21 protein-coding genes and 2 pseudogenes are annotated in these 22,313 nt (G+C 62.9%); 5 read left to right on the top strand and 18 right to left on the bottom strand.

Features of this window, described 5'->3' with window-relative positions; translation table 11 throughout:
• Window positions 1-4: 4 nt before the first annotated feature.
• The 6 genes from AABD04_RS05545 to AABD04_RS05520 all read right to left on the bottom strand — a co-directional run bounded on the left by AABD04_RS05545 (window position 5) and on the right by AABD04_RS05520 (window position 5,233).
• Window positions 5-799, bottom strand: coding sequence for an MlaE family ABC transporter permease (locus AABD04_RS05545; protein WP_027498224.1), 795 nt, complete (start codon window positions 797-799; stop codon window positions 5-7).
• 5 nt (window positions 800-804) lie between these two features.
• Window positions 805-1,995: an ABC transporter ATP-binding protein gene (locus AABD04_RS05540; protein WP_094665774.1), complete on the bottom strand. Its 1,191-nt coding sequence runs from the start codon at window positions 1,993-1,995 to the stop codon at window positions 805-807.
• A 442-nt stretch (window positions 1,996-2,437) separates the two neighbouring features.
• Window positions 2,438-2,824, bottom strand: coding sequence for a 50S ribosomal protein L7/L12 (gene rplL, locus AABD04_RS05535; protein ID WP_008713856.1), 387 nt, complete (start codon window positions 2,822-2,824; stop codon window positions 2,438-2,440).
• 90 nt (window positions 2,825-2,914) lie between these two features.
• Window positions 2,915-3,496 carry a 50S ribosomal protein L10 gene (rplJ, locus tag AABD04_RS05530; protein ID WP_008713855.1) on the bottom strand — a complete coding sequence of 194 codons (582 nt, stop codon included), beginning with the start codon at window positions 3,494-3,496 and terminating at the stop codon, window positions 2,915-2,917.
• A 328-nt stretch (window positions 3,497-3,824) separates the two neighbouring features.
• Window positions 3,825-4,301, bottom strand: coding sequence for a class F sortase (locus tag AABD04_RS05525; protein WP_231893840.1), 477 nt, complete (start codon window positions 4,299-4,301; stop codon window positions 3,825-3,827).
• A 155-nt stretch (window positions 4,302-4,456) separates the two neighbouring features.
• On the bottom strand, window positions 4,457-5,233 hold the full coding sequence (locus tag AABD04_RS05520) for a CHRD domain-containing protein (RefSeq protein WP_027498227.1): 777 nt from the start codon (window positions 5,231-5,233) through the stop codon (window positions 4,457-4,459).
• A 144-nt stretch (window positions 5,234-5,377) separates the two neighbouring features.
• Between AABD04_RS05520 and AABD04_RS05515 the strand changes: the two genes are divergently transcribed.
• On the top strand, window positions 5,378-5,911 hold the full coding sequence (locus tag AABD04_RS05515; RefSeq protein WP_045840763.1) for an RNA polymerase sigma factor: 534 nt from the start codon (window positions 5,378-5,380) through the stop codon (window positions 5,909-5,911).
• Complete coding sequence (locus tag AABD04_RS05510; RefSeq protein WP_027498229.1) at window positions 5,908-6,624, top strand: hypothetical protein; 717 nt, start codon at window positions 5,908-5,910, stop codon at window positions 6,622-6,624. The genes AABD04_RS05515 and AABD04_RS05510 overlap by 4 nt, the downstream gene beginning before the upstream one ends.
• Here the strand turns inward: AABD04_RS05510 and AABD04_RS05505 are convergent.
• The 6 genes from AABD04_RS05505 to AABD04_RS05480 form a co-directional block, all read right to left on the bottom strand.
• A complete protein-coding gene (locus AABD04_RS05505; protein ID WP_094665724.1) occupies window positions 6,606-8,825 on the bottom strand; it encodes an MMPL family transporter in 2,220 nt (739 codons plus the stop codon). The genes AABD04_RS05510 and AABD04_RS05505 overlap by 19 nt on opposite strands.
• Window positions 8,826-9,980 (bottom strand): hypothetical protein, encoded by a 1,155-nt coding sequence (locus AABD04_RS05500; protein ID WP_068053212.1) that lies wholly within the window; start codon window positions 9,978-9,980, stop codon window positions 8,826-8,828. It abuts the gene before it with no gap.
• The gene (locus AABD04_RS05495) at window positions 9,977-10,717 is read right to left on the bottom strand and encodes a phosphatidylserine decarboxylase (protein ID WP_068053209.1); all 741 of its coding nucleotides are present in this window, start codon (window positions 10,715-10,717) and stop codon (window positions 9,977-9,979) included. Before AABD04_RS05495 ends, AABD04_RS05500 begins: the two co-directional genes overlap by 4 nt.
• Window positions 10,717-10,914 carry a hypothetical protein gene (locus AABD04_RS05490; RefSeq protein WP_027498233.1) on the bottom strand — a complete coding sequence of 66 codons (198 nt, stop codon included), beginning with the start codon at window positions 10,912-10,914 and terminating at the stop codon, window positions 10,717-10,719. The genes AABD04_RS05495 and AABD04_RS05490 overlap by 1 nt, the downstream gene beginning before the upstream one ends.
• 1 nt (window position 10,915) lies before the next feature.
• On the bottom strand, window positions 10,916-12,154 hold the full coding sequence (locus AABD04_RS05485) for an SDR family oxidoreductase (RefSeq protein ID WP_094665723.1): 1,239 nt from the start codon (window positions 12,152-12,154) through the stop codon (window positions 10,916-10,918).
• Between the two features lie 344 nt (window positions 12,155-12,498).
• Complete coding sequence (locus tag AABD04_RS05480) at window positions 12,499-13,203, bottom strand: TetR/AcrR family transcriptional regulator (RefSeq protein ID WP_027498235.1); 705 nt, start codon at window positions 13,201-13,203, stop codon at window positions 12,499-12,501.
• Window positions 13,204-13,407: 204 nt separating this feature from the next.
• On the opposite strand from AABD04_RS05480, the gene AABD04_RS05475 reads away from it, so the two are divergent.
• The gene (locus tag AABD04_RS05475) at window positions 13,408-14,883 is read left to right on the top strand and encodes an MFS transporter (protein ID WP_371827903.1); all 1,476 of its coding nucleotides are present in this window, start codon (window positions 13,408-13,410) and stop codon (window positions 14,881-14,883) included.
• Between the two features lie 16 nt (window positions 14,884-14,899).
• On the opposite strand, the gene AABD04_RS05470 is transcribed toward AABD04_RS05475, so the two are convergent.
• A complete protein-coding gene (locus AABD04_RS05470; protein ID WP_027498237.1) occupies window positions 14,900-15,454 on the bottom strand; it encodes a PaaI family thioesterase in 555 nt (184 codons plus the stop codon).
• Between the two features lie 572 nt (window positions 15,455-16,026).
• Here AABD04_RS05470 and AABD04_RS05465 point away from each other — a divergent pair.
• Window positions 16,027-16,542: pseudogene (locus tag AABD04_RS05465) on the top strand (transposase); the annotation flags it as partial.
• Between the two features lie 31 nt (window positions 16,543-16,573).
• On the opposite strand, the gene AABD04_RS05460 reads toward AABD04_RS05465, so the two are convergent.
• Window positions 16,574-17,326: a TetR/AcrR family transcriptional regulator gene (locus AABD04_RS05460; protein WP_068052725.1), complete on the bottom strand. Its 753-nt coding sequence runs from the start codon at window positions 17,324-17,326 to the stop codon at window positions 16,574-16,576.
• A 106-nt stretch (window positions 17,327-17,432) separates the two neighbouring features.
• Here AABD04_RS05460 and AABD04_RS05455 point away from each other — a divergent pair.
• Window positions 17,433-17,799 (top strand): annotated as a pseudogene (locus AABD04_RS05455) (AMP-binding protein); the annotation flags it as partial.
• Between the two features lie 30 nt (window positions 17,800-17,829).
• Here AABD04_RS05455 and AABD04_RS05450 read toward each other — a convergent pair.
• Genes AABD04_RS05450 through AABD04_RS05435 form a run of 4 tightly spaced genes read right to left on the bottom strand, consistent with a single transcriptional unit; the run spans window position 17,830 to window position 22,233 of the window.
• A complete protein-coding gene (locus tag AABD04_RS05450) occupies window positions 17,830-18,753 on the bottom strand; it encodes an alpha/beta fold hydrolase (RefSeq protein ID WP_027498239.1) in 924 nt (307 codons plus the stop codon).
• Window positions 18,743-19,813: a ferredoxin--NADP reductase gene (locus AABD04_RS05445; RefSeq protein ID WP_027498240.1), complete on the bottom strand. Its 1,071-nt coding sequence runs from the start codon at window positions 19,811-19,813 to the stop codon at window positions 18,743-18,745. The genes AABD04_RS05450 and AABD04_RS05445 overlap by 11 nt, the downstream gene beginning before the upstream one ends.
• The gene (locus AABD04_RS05440) at window positions 19,810-20,679 is read right to left on the bottom strand and encodes an SDR family NAD(P)-dependent oxidoreductase (protein WP_027498241.1); all 870 of its coding nucleotides are present in this window, start codon (window positions 20,677-20,679) and stop codon (window positions 19,810-19,812) included. The genes AABD04_RS05445 and AABD04_RS05440 overlap by 4 nt, the downstream gene beginning before the upstream one ends.
• Before the next feature lie 39 nt (window positions 20,680-20,718).
• On the bottom strand, window positions 20,719-22,233 hold the full coding sequence (locus AABD04_RS05435) for a flavin-containing monooxygenase (RefSeq protein WP_027498242.1): 1,515 nt from the start codon (window positions 22,231-22,233) through the stop codon (window positions 20,719-20,721).
• Window positions 22,234-22,313 lie beyond the last annotated feature (80 nt).

Below are 22,313 nucleotides of genomic sequence, written 5' to 3'. Positions count from 1 at the left end.
GCGGTTACGCTCCCTTCGCTGGGACGACCTGGAGATAGACCAGGGTCAGGATGAGGTTGGCGAAGAAGAGCAGCAGGAACGTGATGACAACCGTCTGGTTCACTGCCTCGCCGACGCCCTTGGGTCCGGGGTTGGGATTGAGGCCCTTGTAGGAGGCGATGATGCCCGCGATGAGTCCGAAGATTGCTGCTTTCGCCTCGGCGACATACAGATCCGGCAGCTGGGCCAAAAACGAGAACGACGCCAGATATGCACCGGGGGTGCCGCCCTGAAGGATCACGTTGAAGAAGTAACCGCCGGCGATGCCGACGACCGAGACCAGGCCGTTGAGCAAAAGTGCGACGAGGATCATCGCGAGCACTCGGGGAACGACGAGACGATGTACCGGGTCGATACCCAGCACTCGCATGGCGTCGATCTCCTCGCGGATGGTGCGCGAGCCGAGGTCTGCAGTCACAGCAGAACCGGCAGCGCCGGCCACCAGCAGTGCGGTCACGATCGGACTGCCCTGCTGGATGACCGCGAGCACGCTGGCCGCACCCGTGAACGACTCGGCACCGAGCTGCTTGATGAGCGATCCGGTCTGCAGCGCCACGACCGCGCCGAACGGAATGGCGACGAGCGCCGTCGGCAGAATCGTGACGCTGGCGATGAACCAGGCCTGCTCGATGAACTCGCGGAACTGGAACGGCCTACGGAAGGTGTTGCGAACCACCTCGACGAACAGTTCGACGATATTGCCGGCTTGTGTCAGAGCGGCGCTCGCCGGAGCGAACGTGGACTTCTTCGATCCCCCCATGTCTGCTATTGACCCCGACCTTGTGTTGGAGCTTGGTAGCCCTGCTGATCATGACCTTGCCCGCTGTAACTCTGCTGGTCGTAACTCTGCTGGTCGTAACCCTGGTGGTCGTAACCCTGGTGGTCGTAACCCTGGTGGTCGTATCCCTGCTGGTCGTAACCCTGCTGGTCGTAACCCTGCTGCTGGTCTGCATACGCGGGGTAACGCTGACCCGGGTCGGTGGTGTCGAGGCTTTCCTGGATCGCAACCTGGGCATTGTGCGGCAGGGTGTGCATGATCTGGCGGACGCGCTCCTGCCTACGCCCGACGGCTTCGCGCACCGGAGTTCCGGGAGTGGCCTTCATCTGCGGCACGATGCCTTCGACGTCGTCGACGCCGCCGGCGTGGTGGCCGGCGTCGACCATGGCCTGCTCCTGCGCCATCTGCGCCTCGTCCTTCTCCTCCGACATGCCGATCGGACCGATCATCGTTCCGTTGAGGAACTGCTTGACTACCGGCTCGTCGCTCGTCAGGAGCACCTCGCGGGGGCCGAACATGACCAGCTGGCGACGGAAGAGCATGCCGATGTTGTCGGGCACCGTCCGAGCGAGGTTGATGTTGTGCGACACGATCAGGATCGTGGCGTCGATCTCGGCGTTGATGTCGATCAGGGTCTGCGAGATGTACGTAGTGCGAACGGGATCGAGGCCGGAGTCCGGCTCGTCGACCAGGATGATCTCGGGATCGAGAACCAGAGCGCGGGCGAGACCGGCGCGCTTACGCATACCGCCGGAGATCTCGCCGGGCAGCTTGTCCTCGGCACCGAGCAGACCCGTCAGTTCCAACTTCTCCATGACGATCTTGCGGATGTCGGACTCGGACTTCTTCGTGTGCTCGCGGAGCGGGAACGCGACATTGTCGTAGAGGTTCATCGAGCCGAACAGTGCGCCGTCCTGGAACAGCACCCCGAAGAGCTTCCTGATCTCGTAGAGCTCACGGGAGGAGCACTGCAGGATGTCGGTTCCGTCGATGAATATCTTGCCCTGTTCGGGACGCAGGAGGCCGATCAAGGACTTCAGGAAGACCGACTTGCCGGTACCGGAAGGACCGAGGAGCGCACTGACCTCACCCTTCGGCAGGGTCAACGTCACGTCCTGCCAGATCTTCTGTACCCCGAAAGACTTGGTCAATCCCTCGACCGAAACCTCGACTCCCACGCTGACCTCCACAATTCGTACACATCGACCCGGATGTGGGTTGTGTCACTGTATCCCATGCACGTGTCCGCACCGACACGGGAGCTTACCGCCCAGTAAGAACTTCCCCGAGTCAGGCTGTAGAGCTTGCATCAGTGTGGCTCATCTCACGCGACACGGTCGGCGACTCGCCAGAACTGTGACAAGTCCCTGCGTCACAAAGCTGTGACACGCCACAAACAATGACCGCCGAAACCCTTCGGAATGCTTTGGACTTCGGCGAAACCGAGTAAACAGGGGCACAAGGCCGGTGTCACGCGATTTGCAGGAGTCCGTGATCGATCACAACGGTGCACCCCGTGCGGTGTCCGAGAACAGAAGAAGGGCCGTCCCACCGAGGTGGGAACGGCCCTTCTTGCGCTCGTGCGTTCAGAGCACGAAGCACGACTGCAACGAAGCGGTCCTACTTGACGGAGATCTTCGCGCCGGCAGCTTCCAGCTTCTCCTTGGCGGCGTCGGCTGCGTCCTTGGCAACCTTCTCCAGAATTGCCTTCGGAGCGCTCTCGACGAGATCCTTGGCTTCCTTCAGGCCCAGGCCGGAAACGACCTCACGGACGACCTTGATGACCTGGATCTTCTTGTCGCCGGCCGACTCGAGGACGACGTCGAACTCGTCCTGCTCTTCAGCAGCCTCGGCGGGGGCTGCGCCGCCGCCTGCAGCAGCAACGGCGACGGGGGCAGCTGCGGTGACCTCGAAGGTCTCCTCGAATGCCTTCACGAACTCGCTGAGCTCGAGGAGAGTGAGCTCCTTGAACTGGTCGAGCAATTCTTCGGTGCTGAGCTTCGCCATGGTGGCGGGTCCTTCCTGTAAGTACCTAACCGCTGATCCGCGGCATGGTGTTGATGGTGTGGAGCTGAGCTGTACGCCAATACCAGCGGATCAGCTTTCGGCGGGAGCTTCCGCCGGTGCTTCTGTTTCTGCAGGTGCCTCGGCTGCGGCGGGTGCGCCGGCAGCCTTCTTCTCCTGCAACGCGAACGCCAGACGCGCGAACTGCGATGCGGGAGCGTTGAACAGGCCTGCAGCCTTCGACAAGTTGCCCTTCATGGCGCCGGCGAGCTTGGCCAACAGGATTTCGCGCGACTCGAGGTCTGCGATCTTGTTGATCTCTTCCACGGACAGCGTTGCGCCGTCCATGTAGCCGCCCTTGACGATCAAGGCCTTGTTGTCCTTCGCGAAGGCCTTGATGGCCTTCGCTGCGTCGACCGGCTCGCCCTTGATGAATGCAATGGCGGTCGGTCCGACGAACAACTCGTCGAGGCCGGTAATACCTGCCTCGGCCGCTGCGCGCTTGACCAGGGTGTTCTTGGCGACGGAGTACGTGGCACCTTCGCCGAGCGCACGCCGGAGCTGAGTCAGACCGGACACCGACAGGCCACGGTATTCCGTGACGACGGCAGCCGTCGAACCCTTGAACTGTTCGGTGATCTCCGATACTGCTGAGACCTTTTCGGGCTTTGCCATACTTCGCCTCCTCTCGTGGGAAGTTGTGTCGATCGCGAGAGGGCCGGAAAACGACGAACGCCCCGGCGCAAGAAGCACACGGGGCGTGAACGAGCAGGCAGTCGCGAGGACTGCAGACAGGTTCCCTACCTCGTTCTCCTGCGTGGGCCGTCCGACACGATCTCGGACCTTCAACCGCGCAACTCCCGGAAGTGAATCCTTCGAGAAGGCGGTGACCAACGGTCTTGGGTAGAACTTGATTGGGCGGTCTGGACCGGAGTGCGAGCACTCGTGATCCGAACCGTTGTTCAGGTTACAACATCCTCCGCGTCAACTCCAAAACGCTGGGCTATTGCCGCACTCCGTAGACGACGAGGTTGCGCTCGTAACTGCCCACCGAGGCGTCGAAGTCGCCCGAGCACGTGATCAGCCTGATCTCGTCGGTGGGCACCGCCCCGAAGACCTGCACCGTCGGGAACTCCACTTTGCCGTAGTCGCCGACCCGATCGATGCGGTAGTCGACTCGACCACCCGTCCCGTCCCCCACCGTCACGACATCTCCCGGTCGAAGCTCCGACAACCGATCGAACACTGCGGGACCGGTCGTGGAATCCACGTGCCCGGCCAGCACGGTAGGACTACCGATCACGCCCGGTCTGCCGCCGCCGGTGAACCACCCGACGTCGTCGTAGTCGCTCGGCACCTCCATCTCGCCGTTCTCGGTGAGATGGAGGCCGATCAACGGCTCGTCGAGGTCGATGGCCTCGACGCTGAGCCGGGTCGGTGCCTGCGCCGCGAAATCCGCCGTCGGGCCCGGTCCCGGCAAATCTCCAGCGGTCGAGGACTCGGTCGCTGGTGCGGCAGGTGGTACCGAGGTAGGTGTTGGTGCGGCAGGTGGTGATGGTGCGGCAGATGGCGGCGGTGCGGACGTACAGCCCGTCACCACCACCACTGCCGTAACAGCAACCAGGAGCCGAGATCTCAGCTGCGTGCCGTTCCGCTGCGGCGAGCAACCAACGTCACTCCCGCGATCGCCGTTGCACCCAGGACTACTGCGCCGAGGGCAACCGCGCCGACGACGGGCACCGCATTACTGGAGGCCGAATCGGACGCCGCGGCCAGAGCCGAACCGCCACCTCCGGTGGCGACGGAGCCGACCGGAATCTGCGTCAGCTGTCCGCGTACCGCTCCGGCCACGAAGTCGACGGTGTGGGTGTCGGCCGCGAAGCCCGCCGGATTTGCTTCGATCTGGTCCAGCGTGAATCCGGTTCCACTGTCGGCGTCGGCACCGGCCGGCGTCAGGCCGGTGGTGAACGGTCCCTGCATGCAGCCGGTGCTCGAACGTGGGCCGTCACCGATCGGCGTCGGGTTCGGGAACGCCAGACGCGGAGGTCCCGCAGCACCCGCCGCCGCCTCGTGAATGTGCGTGGCGGTCTTGGCCGGGCTCATGTAATCGCCGGTGACGCCGTCGAGCGCGATGTCGTAGCAGACGATGTCGAGATCGGAATTGATGCGCAGCGTGAACGTGCCCGTCGCGCCCGGCTGGCCCGGAGTGGCGACACCGTCGCCGTTCACCACCTGGTCGGGAGTTGCCATCGCGGTGAACGCGCTGGTGAACGAGTCCGGTTCGGCAACGGGGGTATCGGCACCGGCCGGGGCCGCGGTGAACAGCATCAGTGCAGCGGCCGTGCCGCCGACGACTGCGGTGGCGGTGCCGCGGACGGACATGGTCGGGCGGGTGATCGAGCGTCTGGTCATCTCGTGGGCCTTCCGTGGGAGCATCGGGCAGGCGAGCCCGTGCAGAGGTGTACGACGGTCGATGCCACGATGTTCAAAATTCGGTAAAGAAATACTCCAGTCTCGGATATGAACGTCCGGGGGTCCGTCGACGTAGTCACTGTCATGAGCATCGGGAGCGTGATCGAACTGCACTTCGACGTCGCTGCCGCGTACGACGAGCATGCGTCGGCCATGCTCGGTTTCGCCGTCAACGCACTGCGCGACCGAGCGCTTGCCGAGGACTGCGTCCAGGAGACGTTCCTTCGCGCATGGCGGGCCCGGTCCCGATTCGAGCCCAGCCGAGGAGCGCTGCGTACCTGGCTGTTCGCCATCGAGCGCAATGTGATCGTCGACGTCCAACGGTCTCTGAGCAGAATGCCGAAGCCGGCGTCGGAAAGGATCGAGGACCTCGACCGACGATCGGTCGCGATCTCGCGTGACACCAGTCCCGACGTGGACGAGCGACTGCGCATCATCGCCGCGCTCGCCCTTCTCTCTCCCGATCATCGGCAGGTCGTCGTTGCGGTGCACCTGGCGGGAACCACCTATGCGGAACTGTCCGAGTCGACGGGCGTTGCCGTACGAACATTGCGCACTCGCGCCTTCTACGCACTGAGGGCGCTGCGAGACCATCTCGACGGACAGGAGGAAGCATGAACGCCCGAGACGATCGCCGAGCCGAACTGATCGCCGCTGCCGTCGGCGACGACCTCGACGACACCGAGGCCGCCGAGCTACGCGAGCTCGCAGCATCCGATCCCACCGTCGACAGGGACATCGCCGAACTGCGCGCGCTGACCGGGACTCTCGGTCGTCGCGGTCCGACCGAACCGTGGCTCGAAGCATCGACGTCACCCGACCTCCGCGCCCGAGTTCTGGGTACGTCACCCGGCTCTGCGTGGCCACCCCAGCGGACACGTGGACCGCGCAGATCGGCCGGCCTGGCGGCCGCCGCCGCGATCGCGGGGCTGGTCGTCGGCAGCGGCGTCGTGCTCGGTATCGACGCCTCTCGACCGCAACCCGAGGATCCACCGGCCGCGATCACCGGACCTCCGGGAACCCTGGGTGCCTACGAGCAGGTCGCTTTCACCACGAGCATGCCGAGCGTGGACATCGAGGGCGGCCTCGTTGCGCACACGTGGGGCACCGAGACGTTCCTCGACATGGACGGCGTGTCCGATCGAGGCCCGTACGAGGTCGTCCTCGTCGATCGGTGGGGCACCGAACTCCCGTCCGGCACGTTTCTCGGTAGCGACGTCACCATCGAATGCCGCATGAACGCGGCGGTACTTCGCGGCGACGTCACCGAGATCGAGATCCGCGGCGCGGACGGCTCGCTGCTGGCGTCGGCTCAGTTGCCGACCACCTGACGATTCCGCGTACCGGGCCACCAGTTGCGCTCGCCGAAGAGCTTCATCATCGCCGGCACCAGCATCATGCGCACCAGCACGGCGTCGAACAGCACCGCGATGGCAAGAGCGAAGCCGAACTGTTTGAGCTCGAGCACGTCTGCGGTGAGGAAGCTGGCGAACACGGCGATCATGATTGCGGCGGCGGCGGTGATCGGCCTGGCGGTGTGTTCGATGCCGTCGACGACGGCGACGTCGTTGCTCGCTCCCCGCACGAACACTTCTCGCATACGGCCGATGAGGAACACCTCGTAGTCCATCGACAGACCGAAGACCACGGCGAACACCGTCACCGGTAGATACACCTGGATGTAACCCGGGCTCTCGAAGCCGAGAATGCTCGAACCCCAACCCCATTGGAAGACGGCGACGGTGGCACCCAGCGCTGCCCCGGTGACCAGCAGGTTCATGGCGACGGCCTTGAGCGGGATCACCACGCTGCGAAACACGACGGCCAAGTAACAGAGAGAAAAGGCCAGTACCGCGGCGACGACCCAGACGAACTTGCCGGAGATCTCCTCGGATGCGTCGACCACCAGCGCGGTGGTACCGCCCACGGACACGCTGGTGCCGTCCACGTCACCGGCGAGAACTGCCTGAGAACGCAGGGTTTCGACGAGGTCGGCGGCCTCCGTCGAGTCGATCGGGACCGACGGGACCACGATCAGCAACGACCGGCCGCCCTCGGGTTGCGCCAACGCGTAGGCGACGCGATCGTCTCCGCGCACGGAGTTCGCGAACGCGTCGACCGTGGCGATCTGCTGCGGTCCCAATGGACTGTCGTCCTCGCCGGTGAACACGATGGTGATGGGCGAGATGGTGCCGGGCGCGAACTTCTCGGTCAGGACCGTGTTGGCTCGTCCGGACGGTTCCGCGCTCAGCGCCTCGGCACCGAGATCGACCCCGTACGAGATCGAACCGATGGGAACCAGGCAGACGATGAGGACGGCGGCGGATGCGACCGTGTAACGCCAGGGGCGCTCGATGACGTGCTGCGCCCACCGCGACCACCACGTGGGAACTGCGGCGTCGTGCTCGTCGACCGAGGGAGGTTGGAATCGTCGCGGCAGCGACCAGGCCCCGATGCGCGTTCCCAGCACCGCGAGAAGTGCCGGCAGCAGGGTCCACGCGACCACGACGACGGTGGCGATGGTGAGCGCGACGACCAACGAGATGCTCTGCACCGCAGGGACATCGACGATCGCGAGGGCTCCGAGTGCGATCAACACGACCAGACCGGAGATGACGATGATGTGTCCGGCGGTGCCCATGGCCGCCCCCACCGCGCGCTCGGTCCTGTCCGAATCTTCACCGGGTCCGGCCCGCCCGATCTCCTCCCGGAACCGACTGACGATGAAGAGTGCGTAGTCGATTCCCAGACCCAGACCGAACATCGCCGCCACCGTGGTGACGAGAACATCGAAGGTCATCACGTTGGACAGCAACGCGAACATGCCGAACGCCGCCAGCACTCCGATTCCGGTGGTGACCAGCGGCACGATGCCCGCGACCACGGAACCCAGCGCCAGAACCAGCACCACGAAAGCGATGGGCAGACCGATGCTCTCGGCCCGCACGGCGTCCTCGGATTCGACGCGGGTGAGATCGACGGTCATCGGCGAGTAGCCCGTCACCGCCACCTCGACGCCATCACCGGACGCACCGCCGATCATCTCCTGCACGCGTTCGGCCACTGCGATCCGATCGCTGGCCTCTCCGCCGATGCCGACGAATGCGAGCGCCGAGGTCCCGTCGTCGGAGATCGTCGGGACGAATCCTGCGCTCTCGTAGGGGTCGACGACACGCAGTACGTCCGGTGACTGCCTCAGTGACGAGACGACCTCGGCCACCCGTGCGCGAAAGGCCGGGTTCCGGCTGTCCACCGAATCCGAGGTGAACGTGACGACGAGCTGTTCCGAGCCGAAGGACGCGAAATGCTGCTCGACCAGTTGGTCGGCGCGGCTGGATTCGGTTCCGGGAACGGAGAAGTTGGCCCCCACCAGGGAGTTCTGCAGCGCTGGGTACAGAATCGCGGATCCCACCGCCAGCAGCGTCCAGATCGCCAGCACCACCCAGCGTCGCCGCGCGACCAGTCGACCCCACCGGTCGCCGATGTTTCCGCAGCTCACCTGCGGGTCGATTCGCGAGATCGTGTCGGTCATCTACGTCAACTCCCGGCTGAAGATGCGGTACGTGCGGTGCGGAGCGAGTTTCGTCCGGGACAGGACCGAGCCCTTCATCCACGGACTGTCGTCGAGCACGGGAGCCGCTTCGACGCGCGTGAACCCGAGATCGCGCATACGCACCGACATCTCCATGATCAGCAGAGAGGACACGGCTCGATCGGGGCAATCCGGATCGACGAACAGCATGTCCACCCGCACTCCGTCGATGACCTCCGTGCGACCCGGACGCTTGACGTGCCACAGCGTCACCAGGTCTCGTGCCCAGCGCGACTTCAGGTGCGACGCCTTCGCGGCGGCCTGATTGACGTCCGGGATTCCCATCAGAAAGCCGACGGGCTTGCCGTCGAGTTCGGCCAGCAGGGTGAGCCGACGATCGATGACCGGAAGCATCATCTTCAGCAACTCGAACAGTTCCGTGTAGGACAGCGGCGAGAAGCCCCAGAAGTTCACGAACGTCTTGTTGTAGAGATCCCGCACGATGCTCGCGTCGCGTCGCAACGTCCGGTATTTCATCGACCGGAACGTCACCTCGGATCGCGCCTTGATCTTCTCGAAGATCTGCATGTGCCGCGCGTATTTGGGGTCGTTGTAGATGATGCACGGGTCGTCGAAAAGGTAACTGTAGAAGTCCTTGACCGCCATCAGACCCCACTTCTCGAAGTGGGCCGCGTAGTAGAGCGGATTGTGCGGCATCCCCACCAGGGGCAGCGCCGGGACCTCGTCGACGACGATGCCTGCGCTGTAGAACATCGACGGACCGAAGGGCCCGGAAATCGTCGCGAGTCCGCGCGCCGAAAGCCAGTGCGCCGCAGCGTCGAGCAGCGCTTCGGCGACGTCGTGATCGTCGACCGCCTCGTAGAAGCCGAAGAAGCCGATCGGCTCCCCCGTGTACTCGGTGAACGACAGATCGTGGATGGCCACGACGCGACCGACGGCAATCCCGTTCTCGCGAGCCAGAAATGCTTTCGTGACGCGGGTGGCGGCAACCGAGGGCGGCGGTGCGATGAGAATTCGGCCCAGGTCCATCGACTCGTCGGGTAGGCGGTACGGATCGCCCTGGTAGACCAGGTCCGAGACGGACTCGAATTCACGCCAACCGGCTTTGCCGTCGACCTCTTCGATCGTGATCATCGTTCCTCTTCGCTCGGTTGTCTGCCGTCGACGAGGATCGGTGAACGCACCACCGTCGTCTCGCCGGCGAACACGTAATTGCCTGGCCGGACAGTGATCTCGTCGACGAGTGCGTCGGGCACGAACACGTCGCACTGAGAACCGAAGCGGATCATTCCGTACTGCTCGCCGCGCTCGACGGTGTCGCCCACCGCGATGTGCGCAACGATGCGATTGACCCACAGGTCGGCTATCTGCGTCACCGTCACCACGGCTCCGCACGCGTGCTCGATCGACACGGTGAGTCGTTCGTTGGTGAGCAGGTAGTCGCAGCCCACGTCGTAGGGAGTTCGCCGCGTCAGCAGATTGGCCCCGACCCGGGCCATCGACTTGTTGAACGGTGCCGCAGATCGGTGTCGGCGCATCCTGACGATGCCCGAGATCGGAATTCGATTGCGGTGTACCGAGTATTCGGACATGTAGATGCCGATGAGGTACCCGCTGTCGGCTTCGGCGACGCCGGCGATCTCGTCGAGGGCAATGGTTCGCCCCTTCTTGACTGCGAACGCGGTACTGCCTGCCTCCACTCGTTTGACGTACGTGACGAAGCCGTCCGCAGGAGCCAGTACCGCTCGCGGATCGGCGGGCGGTACTCGATGCGGATCGCGAAAGAAGAACCGGGTTCGCCAGTAGACGAACAGCGCGAACGGAGCTGCCGTCGCGGCAGCGAGGCCGAGGGCCCACCGACACCACGACATCAGCTGTGCCGCTGTTCGTCGACGCTCTCCGACCAGGTCACGAAGGCATCCGCTGCCCAGTTCCGCACCGGGCCGGGCAGCAGTCCGATCAGCCCACACACCACGTAGAAGCCGAGCGAGAGAACGCCGTTGGTCACCTCGCGGCCGATGGGTACGTCCCGTAGGCGCACCGAGGTGGGCTCGAATCCGTCTGCCACGTCAGTTGACGGCGGCGGGCGTGAGCGTCTTGAGCTGTGCTTTCTCGAAATAGAGCTCGAACAGTCGGCGGTGGTCGCACCACGAGATGTCGTGGTCGAGTGGGAGTATCGCCTCGGGCTTGTGCACCAGGCGCATCAGCTGATCGATGTTGTCGGCCAGCATCGTCTCGGCAAATCGAGGCGAAATGCGCGAACTGACGCGCTCTTTGAACTCGTCCCAGCTCACCAGGTCGAGTCCGAGCAGCTCGGCGTAGAGGTCGTGGCCGTAACCGGTGGGGTTGCTCGGTAGGAGCCGCGTCAACGGGTGACTGCGCAGCGCATTGCCGGCCATGACGTCGCACATCACGTCCACCGGAACGTAGTTCATTCCCGGGCCGTCCCAGATGGCACCGGCGGCGATGGCCAGTTCGATGATGCGCCAGAAGCTGTACACCCGTCCGGGATCACGGCCGAGTTCGGTACTTCCGAGAATGTAGGGGGCCTCGCACAGGGTGACGGAGTAGGTGTCCGACATCGAGAGCCACCCGAGAAGCGTTGCGTTGACCCACTTCATCTGCGCGTAGCCCGAGTACCACCACGAATCCGGGCGGCGAAAATCCTCGGGCTTCTGGTAGAGGTGAGCTCCGATGCTGCCCACGTAGGTGAGGTGCTTACGCGTGGAGGTGATGCTGAATTCGAGAATGCGCAGGACGCTCACGAACCAGTCGTCGCGCAGATCGGCATAGCTCTCGGTGTAGTCGGTCGAGCTGGCGCAATTGAAGATCTGCCCCACTCCGGCAGCAAGATCGAAGTAGGCAGCCTTGTCGAGACCGAACCGGAACGTCGTGGGAGTGCCCTCGACGATGCGAATCTTGTCGGCGTCGACCTCGATCTCGTACTGGTCGAAGGTGCGCTGCAGGCGCTCGAACGCCGTCTCCTCCTCGGTGGGGCGCACCATCGCATAGACGACCTCGACGGCGGAATCACGAGTGAGTCGGCCGATCAGGTGCGCGCCGAGGAATCCGTTGGCTCCGAACACCAGCGCCGTGTCGGTGCGCGGCGGTGCCATGCTCGCCACCCGGCGTCGGGTGTCCTCGTCGACGAACGGCCGCAACGCGGTCGGATCACCGTTGCTCAGAGCGACGACGTCGGCGTACTTGCCGGCGAAGCGAAGCCCCGGGCATTCGCTGGTGATCAGTGCATCCGCGTGCGGCCAGACCGGACGCAACGAACCATCTCCGAACAGTGCTTCTACGTGCATTCTCGCTCCCCTGCAACGATCGGTGTCCCATGTCACTTCGGACCGGCAGAACGTAGCAATTTCGAGGGCTCGAGATCGGGTGACCGGGAAAGTCTGGTACGCCCCATAGCGTTGCTCAACTTTTGTTGAGAGGGTTCCCAACAGAACACAGTCGAACGGGCGGATTATTGGAGCAGATTACGACCGATTCGCGTTCCTCGTGTCAGTTTCAGAAGACGGCTGCACGATGTCAGAAGTGCACTGCAGTGCAACTCCGAGTTCTCGAGCACACGTCCGGCCGTATCCAGTGAGCGCTGCGATCCCTGACTGGATAGCGCATTGATGGTGAAATTTCGCATCAAGTTTTATTGGCCGTCGGTGAGCTGCGGGTCTAGCGTCGCGGCCGGCCGTGGACGGCTGTGGTCGCGCGAAGTGCTCGATCGGACACTTGCGGCATGGGCGGCGAGAAAGTTGTCGACGATTTGGATGCAGTCGTCGGCGTGGATGTGGCGCAGTCCTGTGAGGCGAGCGAACACTATCGGTCCGAGGAGCTGAATGAGGGCGAAGGTGGTGTCGATCTCGCCGAGTACAGCGCGAGCGTCAGGGGCCGTCAGGATCTGATCCAGGGACCTGCGGTATTGCTCTATGACACGGGCCCGAAGCGAGACCACCGCGCCAGGATCGAGATCGCGCCGGCTGGCGTCGCCGCTGTTGACGGGTCCCATTGCCAGCCAGGCCAGCGTGGTCATCTGCACCGGAGCTTGGTCGATGAGGTCGGCTTGGGTGGTGAGCAACGAAATCAGACGTTCACGTAGCGGACCGGTATCGATATCGGTGTCGACTGGGGGTAGTAGTCGCTCGAAGGTTGCAGCAAGCAGGTCAGTGGTACTTCCGAAGTGGCGGTACAGAGTGGCACGTGCAACCTTCGACATGCGGGTGACCGCCTCCACGGTGACCGCCTCGACACCGCCGGTGGACAGCAGCTGGCCCGCCGCTTCGAGCAACCGGTTACGTGAGCGCGCCAGCCGGGGGTCGGCCGGACCCTCGGCTGCAACGAGAGGGTCGACCATGAACGGGCTCCGCTCCATTTTGACTGACAAAACATGTCCTCGCTTGACCATTCTGTCACACCCGCAAAGTTATGATACTAATAGTCTCGTACCGAGACGATCAGTCTCTAACTGGGAGGCTGGCCGTTGAACGAACGTAGATCCGACTCTGCCAGCGTCGCTCGATGGAGCGGTGCCCAGTGGTGGATGTTGATTGTGTCGTGCATGGCGGTCGCGTTGGTGGTGGCCGCAATGGCGGCATTGTATTCAGCGTTGCCACAGATCGCGGTCGCGACAGGGGCGACGCAAGCTCAACTGACCTGGATAGTCGACGGTTATACGCTGGTATTGGCGTGCTTCGTTCTGCCTGCCGGTGCGATCGGTGACCGGTACGGTCGCCGCGGGGTGCTCGTGGCGGGGTTGGCGTTGTTCGCTTTCGCGTCGGCCTTGCCCTTGTTTCTCGCCGACCCGGCGTGGCTGATCGCTGCTCGCGCGTTGGCTGGGGCGGGTGCGGCGCTGGTCATGCCCTCGACGCTGTCGATACTGACCGCGGGATTTCCACCGGCGCATCGCGGCCGCGCTGTAGGTGTGTGGGCCGGGGTTGCTGGATCCGGGGCGGTCCTGGGCATCCTCGGGGCTGGTGTGCTGCTCGAACAGTGGTCGTGGACCTCGGTGTTCGTCGGGTTGACCGTCGCCGGAGCGGTTCTGGCCGGGTTGGCATGCAGTATCGCGGAGTCCCGCCAGCAGGAGCATCCACCGGTCGATTGGGTGGGCGCGGTGACCGTAGTTGTCGCGGTCGGGGCGATCGTCTTCGCTGTGATCGAGGTTCCGGCCCGTGGCTGGTCGGATTCGCTCGTCGCCATCAGCACTGCGGTGGGCTTGTTCGCAGTTGTGGTGTTCGTCGTCGTAGAACTACGTTCCTCGGCACCCCTACTCGATGTCCGGTTGTTCGCCCGCCGTGGCTTCGGTGCCGGCGCACTGTCGGTCTGTATCCAATTTCTGGTGACCTTCGGGGTGTTCTTGCTGTTGGTGCAGTATCTGCAGTTGATTCTCGGTTATGGACCGCTCACCGCCGCGTTGGCGTTGACCCCTATGGTCGTGCCGCTCATCGTGATCTCGGTGATTGCACCCTGGCTGTCGAACATTGTTGGCCTGCGGGTGATGACCACTGTAGGTCTGCTCACCATCGCGGCGGGACTGGTGATGGTGAGCAGATTGACCGTCGCGGCAACTTACCCTGACCTGCTGTGGCCCTTGCTCATCATGAGTGCGGGTTTGGGGTTGTGTACCGCCCCTGCGACTTTCGCCATCGTCTCGGACACTCCTGAGGCCAAGCACGGGGTGGCTGCCGCGGTCAACGACGCAGCTCGCGAAATCGGTGCCGCGATTGGGATTGCGGTAGCCGGTAGCGTGCTCGCGGCCGGTTACGTTCAGCACATTCAGCCGGCTCTGCCCCAGCTACCCGAGCCTGCCCGTGGTCCGGTGGCCGATTCTCTGGCCGCCGCGTTGCAGGTCGCCGACCGCGCAGGACCAGCTGGTCAGCCGCTGGCCGAGTTCGCCAGAGCCGCATTCGTACACGGAAGTGGTCAGGCGACGCTGTCGTTGGCGGCGCTGACCGCCGCTGGGGCACTCGTCCTCGCCGTCTTTGCGCCAGGTAGACGCAGCCGTACGACAGCCACCGCGGGTGACGGACGTCGGTGAAGGTCGGCCAGGGTGTCTATTCTTCGGTGTGATTCGTGTCTGTGGCCCGGAGTTGGGCTCGGGCTTGGGACTGCATGAAGTGTTCGACCTCGACCACCACGAACAGGGCAGTAGCGGTGGCTACCGAGCGGCCCTGCGCATCGTCCATCGTGGCCGTGAGATCCAGTTTGCGCCCATCACGAGACCGAACGGCAGCACGCAATACGTATGGAGTGCCGAGCAGAACCGGCGCTAGGTAGTCGAGCTCGAGACGCCGCGTCACGGCGAGCTCACCCACTGTGTAGAGCAGGAAGCCGAACAGATCGTCGAGAACGGTCGCCACCGCGCCGCCGTGTGCTATCCCGGGTGCCCCGACATGACGTTGATCGAACACATGGTGAGCCACCACGCCGTTCTCGTCACGCTGGACCGACAGGGCATGGCCGTGCGGGTTCTGCGGCCCACAACCAAGACAGTCGGGGTGGTGGGGCGGTAGATCAGGCGAATCGAAACTCGTGCTCCAGAACGAGCGCGCCCAGTTCTCGATAGCGGGGCCGGCCGACCCGCTGACCTCGTCTGGAATTCTTTTCATGGTCGGACCTCTCTGTCGTGAAAACATTGTGCCGAGTCTGTCGCGTCTTCGTGCGCTCGGCCTGCACCGCTGTTAGTTTCGAAAGATAAACTGCACTATGTCAGAAGTGAACCGCACTAAAGGATCGACCAAGCCGACATAGCTTTAAAGAGAGAAGTGATCTGCCGCGAGGATTTCGGACCTGGAGATGACTATTCTGAGGCCGCGTTTGCGGACTGCCCGTAACTGAGTTCTTGTCTAGGGAACATTCCAGCCACCACGAAGGGCATCTCGCGAATGCAACTATCTCACACCCGACCTGCCTCGGCCGAATGCTGCGACGACCCCAATCTCTGCCGCTCCGCGGCGGCAGGCGAGGCCCGCGCGCCTCGCATCAAGATGACCGCGCTCTGAGGTCGATTTGTTGCGCCCAACGCTTGAAGGAGCGCGTCCAGCGCGATGTCCTCGTTATCGAATATCAAGATTGCATGGAGGTCGTCGCGGAGTGCGCAGCGGGCGCAGAAACGGGATCGGTAGCGTTCGCCTTTCGTGGTTGCAGGCGTTCGCAGCGCAGGTCGAGCGCGATGCCGGGCGCACTCTTGGCGTTGATCGCGGAGTTGAACCGTCAGATCGGCGACCTCGAAGCCGATCTGACCCGCCATTTTGAAACACACCCGGACGCTGACACACAACGCCGCCATCTACCTCTCCCTGCCAGGAATCGGTGTCATCCTCGCCGCCCGGGGCTCGGTGAATTCAGCGACGACGTCGACCGCTACACCAACGTCAAGTCTCGCAAGAATTACGCCGGTACGTCACCCCTGACAGTTGCGTCGGGCAAGAAGCGGGCCGTACTGGCTCGACATATCCGCAACCGGCGGCTCTACGATGCCATCGACCGGTGGGCGTTCTGCGCCCTCAGCCAGAGTCCGGCCGCTCGCGCGTTCTACGAACAACACCGTGCTACCGGAGACCTCCACCACCAAGCGCTCCGCGCACTCGCCAACAGACTTGTCGGGCTCCTGCACGGGTGCGTACGCCACTGCACCGAATACGACGAACACACCGCTTGGGCACACCGCACCGCGCAACAACCCGACGCAGCTTGACAAGTTACAATTATTGGATATCTAGGGTGATTCAGTCCATTTTGTGGCGGGACGCGAAACCGGGATGGCTGAATGGCAGACTGCGTGAGAAGGCCACGCCTACGGTTGCGGCCGCGCCGTCGATGATTCCCCACGTCGTCTCTGATAGGTGTGCGGCGAAGAACGTATCATCCACCCCTTGCTCACGACCGTTGTCGATCCACCACTGAGTCGCAGATAGACCAGAACCCAGAATGGACGCCACGGCCAAGGGAATGACCGAAGTATCTGCGTGAACACGCTGAAGACTTTCAGTGAACCGATCGGCGACGACCTCCATCACCGACCTCAGTTCGTCAGCAACTCCGCCATTTCCCGATCCGGAGTACTGAAACAAGTGATTCGCCATAAGGAATCTGACGACAGTGGGATACTGCCCGACGAGCGCGACGTAGCTCTGGACGGACGAGCGAACCATGTCGTCAACCGAAAGATAATCTTGGTCGGCGAGAATAGTGACTTTCGCCGAATCCCACATCAACGCACCGAGTTTCGCCGCCACCGCCGCGTTCAAGCCCGCTTTGTCGCCAAAGTAGCGATACAGCTTTGGTTTAGATACACGGGCCTCCGCAGCGATGTCGTCCATGCTGACGCCTGCACCATACCGTTCGATGATCCGTATGGTCGCGTCGACCAGCTGCGCGCGTACCTCGACTCTATGCTCATCCCAGCGGGTGCTACGGGCATCGGCCACTCGACGCTGCACCTGAGATGGAGTAAATGAAACGCGGCGGACGAATGACATTATGGGGTTAACAATACCCTGAAGGGTCCTCTCAAGCGAGTCGGGCTGGAGAGCCGTTCGCTGAAACCTCTCGGTTCGCTCGCAGCGGTTCGGCACCCTCCCTCAAGCAGCCGATCGTCCGCCGGATCGCACCGTGTCGATCACATACACCGGCGGCACGACCGGAAAGCCGAAGGGAGCCATCGGAGGCTTCGGCAATGTTCACGATGACGCAGATTCAACTCTCCGGAGTGAGAATGGCCGGGTTCCCCAAATTCTCGATGTGCACCCCGCTGTCGCATGCTGGGGCCGCGTTCTTCGTGCCGACCCTGACGAAAGGCGGCCCGATGATGGTGCTGCCGAAGTTTTATCCGCCGAGGTGCTGCGCACCATCGACGCAAAAAAGATCACCGTGGCGATGCCATCGATGCTGTACGCCTCGATGGACCCCTCCCAACTCGGACACGCGCGGCCTGTCGACGATCGTGGCCGTCTCACGAGCTCATGTGTGTCCGGTCGACGGTTCAAAAGCCATCGCCTACCGTGGCTGCGTCCAATCGGGCCGCTGCTTCGTTGAAATAGTTTGGTGCCTCCATGTTGATCATGTGACCGATCTGTGGCAACGCCACGAACTCATGCAACCGGCGGCGCTGCTGCAGTCGGTCGGCGAGATCAATGGAATGAACCGCGGGTGTCAACTTGTCGGCCGAGCCCACGATCACGGTCGTCGGAACCGTAAGTGAGTCGATTCCTTTGCTCACATCGATGGTGGCCAGGACCCTGCCCCACATTCCCCGAACCGCAGGGGGGCACCGCAGTACTATGTCGGAACACTCAGCCACAACGTCTGCTGGCGCGTGTGGACCCATCGTCCCGTATTTCACCAACCGTCGGTTGAAGCGAGTGTCAAGCATCTCCGGTCCCGCGGTGGCGAGCCCGGCTGCGAATGCCCGCTCCAGTGAGGCGCGGAATCGACGTGGCGACCCAATTAGCGTCGATTTACTCACCAACTGCGAGGGGCCGGTACTCGCCAAGACGGCACCACGGGATAAGACGGGCACCGACTCCGGGTGCTCGGCAGCCCAACCCATGATGGACATCCCGCCCATACTATGACCGGTCACCAATGCCTTACGATTAGACGTGACGACAGCGCGCAAGACAGCCTCGAGATCGTCGCCGAGCACCGACGAAGAGAAGGGCGCGCGACCCCGGTCGCTCCAGCCATGCCCTCGTTGGTCATACACCACCACACGGTGTGTGGTGGCGAAGTGCTCGATCTGAGGTCTCCAGAACCGACCTTGGCAAGCCCACCCGTGGCTGAACACCAACAGCGGCGCATCATCACCGAGCCCGTACTCCTCGACAAACAGCCTCGTGCCGTCACTGGAGAGAACCTCCCGCGACCGCCGCGACAATAGGCCAGCTTTCGAGGAGTCAGAGGTCATCGAAACTCACCGTCACAGCGTCGGTGAGCGGAAGTGCCTGGCACGCGAGTCGCTCGCCGTCTTCAATGTCGTCGTCTACGAGGATGTTGTTCTGCACCATCTCGACATCGCCATCGATGAGCTTGCACACACACGCGCTGCATGCGCCCTCTCGGCACGAGTACGGTGCATTGTGCCCTCGCGAGAGCAGCACATCGAGCAGAGGCGTGTTACGTGGCCACTCCGTGGTGATGCACTCTCCGTTCAGGTAAACCGTGGCCGTAGCTACACCCTCGTCGTCACTGAGTCGACGCAGTGTTGCGGTGTCGAACGGGTCACCCGTCAGCGACTGGAATACCTCTCGATGTACATCCGAATGATCCACTCCGCATGCGGCGGCAGAGCTTTCCACAAGATCCATGAAAGGGGAAGGCCCGCAGGTGAAAATTGCCGATCCCTTGTGTTCACGAATAATCTTTTCTACAGCCTCTGATGTGGGAATCCCGTTCTCCGACTCAAGCCAGTCAACCAAAGTGAACCGCTCGGCGAATTCAGATCTAATCTGCTCAAGCCGGCACTTGTACATGATCGAATCGGAGTCACGGTTTGCGTAGAACAGGACAACTTCCCCACTGCCCGACACCAGAGCCGACTGCACCAGCGACAGAACCGGAGTGATGCCGCTTCCGCCAGCGAAGAAGAGCAAGTCGACGTCGAGGCTCTTAGCGGTAAACTTTCCCGATGGCGTGAGGACGGTCACCTCCATGCCGATGGAAACGTTGTCACACAACCAGTTCGACGCATACCCCCCAGCGGTGCGCTTCACCCCGATCTCGAGGCGGAAGTCATCGACATGAGGCGAACTGCTCAGCGAGTAGCATCGTGCGACGTGGCCCGTCTGGTCGGACGGGATCTTCAACGTAATGAACTGCCCGGGTAGATGCTTGAAATCGTCGACGATCTCGTCAGGCACTTCGAAGGCGATGCTCACGGAGTCCTTGGTCTCCTGCACGACCTCCGACACGGTCAGCGTTCGCGATCGCGCGGTGGTGCCCGGCCGATTCTCCTGTTCGAGGGTCATTTGATGATCCCCCGCTTACGAGCCAAGGCGTAGCCCGCGCGTGTGACAGGCGCAGAGATGTCCTGGTAGCGCGGACCGACAACGCGTGCGACAAAGTCGAAGCCACGTGCGTCTGCGCCGATCAGCACTCGGGGCTTCTTCTTGTCCATTCCCTTGAGGATGGCGCACGCAGCTTTCTCCGGAGTGGTCCTGGCGATGTTGTTGAACATCGAGGCAATGGTGGCGGTATCTGCCCCCATATCGGATACACCACGAGCGTTGTTGACGATATTAGTCTTGACGCCGCCGGGGTGAACGCATGTCACCGTGACCGGATGCCGACTGATTTTCATCTCTTGCCGAAGCGCTTCGGTGAAGCCACGCACACCGAACTTCGCGGCGTTGTAAGCGCTTTGACTGGGGATCCCGACCAGACCGAAGACGCTGGAGGTGTTTACCAGATGACCATCACCAGAGGCGATCAGATAAGGCAGGAACGCCTTGGTCCCGTTGACGACACCACCGAAGTTGATGCCCATCAGCCAGTCGAAATCCTCCCAGGACATGTCGACAACGTCGGCGCCGAGGGCGACGCCGGCATTGTTGAACACCATGTTGACGCGCCCGAAAGACGACTGCACGCTCTCTGCGTAAACCTGGAACGCAGCACGATCTGCCACGTCCAACACCGCGGTCTCCACGGTCGCACGATGCGCGGTACGGCACATGTCCGCCGTCTCCTCGAGATGCACTTCGTCGACGTCGGACAAGGCAAGGCTGGCCCCGCGTTCGGCCAGTTGGAGGGCAAGGGACCGACCGATCCCTGAGGCGGCTCCCGTGACGACTGCGACCTGGGTCGCGTAATTGCCTGCTGTCGAACTACTCACTGTCGGATACTCACTTCTCGATGACCTACGGTTGGATTGTCAGGCGATCTCGTACTCGGCGGGCTCGAAGTCTTTCGTCGCTCGCCAGTACTGCCAGGTGAACCCGGGCCACACCGTACGGTTGACACCTTGCGAGTCCAGATACCAACTCGTACATCCGCCGTTGGTCCACACGCCCTTGGCGAGCTTGTGTTGGATGCTCTTGTTGAAGTGTTCTTGAACCTCGGCCCGCACATCAACACGCTCCGCACCTCGACTGTCGACGGCGTCGATGGCCTTCATGATGTACTTGATCTGCTGCTCGATCATGAACACGACAGAGTTGTGCCCAAGACCCGTGTTAGGTCCGAGCAGGAAGAACAGGTTCGGGAAGCCCTCGGTGGTGATGCCGAGGTGGGTATTGATGCCCGTCCGGTGCCAGTGCGACGGCAAGTCCTCGCCCCGAGCGCCCTTGAGCGCGAGTTGATCGAACCCGTCCGTGACATGGAACCCTGTGGCGTAAATGATCACATCCACAGGGTGTGACACGCCGTCAGGGGTGACGATCGAATCGGCAGTGATCTTTTCGATCCGATCGCTGATCACTGTCGTGTTGGGGGCGGCGAGCGCAGGGTAGTAGTCGTTCGATCCCAGGATGCGCTTGCATCCGATGCGGTAGGACGGCATCAGCTTCCGGCGTAGCTCGGGGTCGGTGATAGAACGCTCGATGTTCCATTTCGCCACCTTTTCGATTGGTCGCATAAGGTTGGAGTGGCCGTTGAGCCCGAAGGCCAGGCTCTCTGCGCCCCAGTAGACCGACCACCGAGCGAGGCGGCGAGTAATGGGGATCTTGCTGAGCAGCGTCCGAAGTACCGGCGGCACCGCGAAGTTCTTGCGTGGAAGTACCCAAGCCGGGGTTCGCTGGAAGACCGTGAGTGTGCCGGCGTCCTTCTGCACGAACGGCACGAACTGAATCGCGCTGGCACCGGTGCCAATGACGGCCACCCGCTTGCCCTGGAGATCCACCGTGTGGTCCCACTGTGCCGAATGGAACGCCTGACCGGCGAACTCGTCGATTCCGGGGATATTCGGAAAATTCGGGATGTGCAGAGCGCCGACACCGGACACGATGTACTGCGCGACGTACTCCCGGCCCGACTCGGTACGCAGGTGCCACCGAGATTCGGACTCGCTCCAGTATCCGGAGACCAACTTCTGCCCGAAGTGGATCTTCTGAGTGACACCACGCTTGTTGGAGATATCTTTCAGGTACTGCTCGATTTCGGGCTGCGAGGACCACACCTTCGACCAGCTACCGCGACTCTCGAACGAGTAGGAGTACATCAGTGACGGTACGTCGCACGCGCATCCCGGATAGGTGTTGTCGCGCCACGTCCCACCGACGGAGTCGGCCTTTTCTAGAACGATGAAATCACTGTACCCGCGTCGGCGGAGCTGGACGGCCATACCGAGGCCAGAGAAGCCGCTGCCGATGATGAGAACTTTGGTAGTGATGGGCTCGGTTATTCCCGGGTCTGTCGCCGTGGCGGCGGACTTGGCGTTGGAGGACGGCATTGTGAAAATCTCCTGATCGAATGCAGAAAACGGACCCGCACGGCGCGCCGTGACGCGTGGCAGGTGTGGGAATGTCATCC

Source organism: Rhodococcoides navarretei, from assembly GCF_038069675.1.
Taxonomy (GTDB): domain Bacteria; phylum Actinomycetota; class Actinomycetes; order Mycobacteriales; family Mycobacteriaceae; genus Rhodococcoides; species Rhodococcoides navarretei.
Note: the sequence above shows the minus strand (reverse complement) of the source record. Positions and strands in the feature narration are given on the sequence as shown.

Bases quoted from the DNA above. Each gene is read 5' to 3' on its own strand.
- AABD04_RS05545 (WP_027498224.1), bottom strand. From the start codon at position 799: ATGGGGGGATCGAAGAAGTCCACGTTCGCTCCGGCGAGCGCCGCTCTG.
- rplL (WP_008713856.1), bottom strand. From the start codon at position 2,824: ATGGCGAAGCTCAGCACCGAAGAATTGCTCGACCAGTTCAAGGAGCTC.
- rplJ (WP_008713855.1), bottom strand. From the start codon at position 3,496: ATGGCAAAGCCCGAAAAGGTCTCAGCAGTATCGGAGATCACCGAACAG.
- AABD04_RS05520 (WP_027498227.1), bottom strand. From the start codon at position 5,233: ATGACCAGACGCTCGATCACCCGCCCGACCATGTCCGTCCGCGGCACC.
- AABD04_RS05515 (WP_045840763.1), top strand. From the start codon at position 5,378: ATGAGCATCGGGAGCGTGATCGAACTGCACTTCGACGTCGCTGCCGCG.
- AABD04_RS05510 (WP_027498229.1), top strand. From the start codon at position 5,908: ATGAACGCCCGAGACGATCGCCGAGCCGAACTGATCGCCGCTGCCGTC.
- AABD04_RS05505 (WP_094665724.1), bottom strand. From the start codon at position 8,825: ATGACCGACACGATCTCGCGAATCGACCCGCAGGTGAGCTGCGGAAAC.
- AABD04_RS05500 (WP_068053212.1), bottom strand. From the start codon at position 9,980: ATGATCACGATCGAAGAGGTCGACGGCAAAGCCGGTTGGCGTGAATTC.
- AABD04_RS05495 (WP_068053209.1), bottom strand. From the start codon at position 10,717: ATGTCGTGGTGTCGGTGGGCCCTCGGCCTCGCTGCCGCGACGGCAGCT.
- AABD04_RS05485 (WP_094665723.1), bottom strand. From the start codon at position 12,154: ATGCACGTAGAAGCACTGTTCGGAGATGGTTCGTTGCGTCCGGTCTGG.
- AABD04_RS05480 (WP_027498235.1), bottom strand. From the start codon at position 13,203: ATGGTCGACCCTCTCGTTGCAGCCGAGGGTCCGGCCGACCCCCGGCTG.
- AABD04_RS05475 (WP_371827903.1), top strand. From the start codon at position 13,408: ATGGCGGTCGCGTTGGTGGTGGCCGCAATGGCGGCATTGTATTCAGCG.
- AABD04_RS05470 (WP_027498237.1), bottom strand. From the start codon at position 15,454: ATGAAAAGAATTCCAGACGAGGTCAGCGGGTCGGCCGGCCCCGCTATC.
- AABD04_RS05460 (WP_068052725.1), bottom strand. From the start codon at position 17,326: ATGTCATTCGTCCGCCGCGTTTCATTTACTCCATCTCAGGTGCAGCGT.
- AABD04_RS05450 (WP_027498239.1), bottom strand. From the start codon at position 18,753: ATGACCTCTGACTCCTCGAAAGCTGGCCTATTGTCGCGGCGGTCGCGG.
- AABD04_RS05445 (WP_027498240.1), bottom strand. From the start codon at position 19,813: ATGACCCTCGAACAGGAGAATCGGCCGGGCACCACCGCGCGATCGCGA.
- AABD04_RS05435 (WP_027498242.1), bottom strand. From the start codon at position 22,233: ATGCCGTCCTCCAACGCCAAGTCCGCCGCCACGGCGACAGACCCGGGA.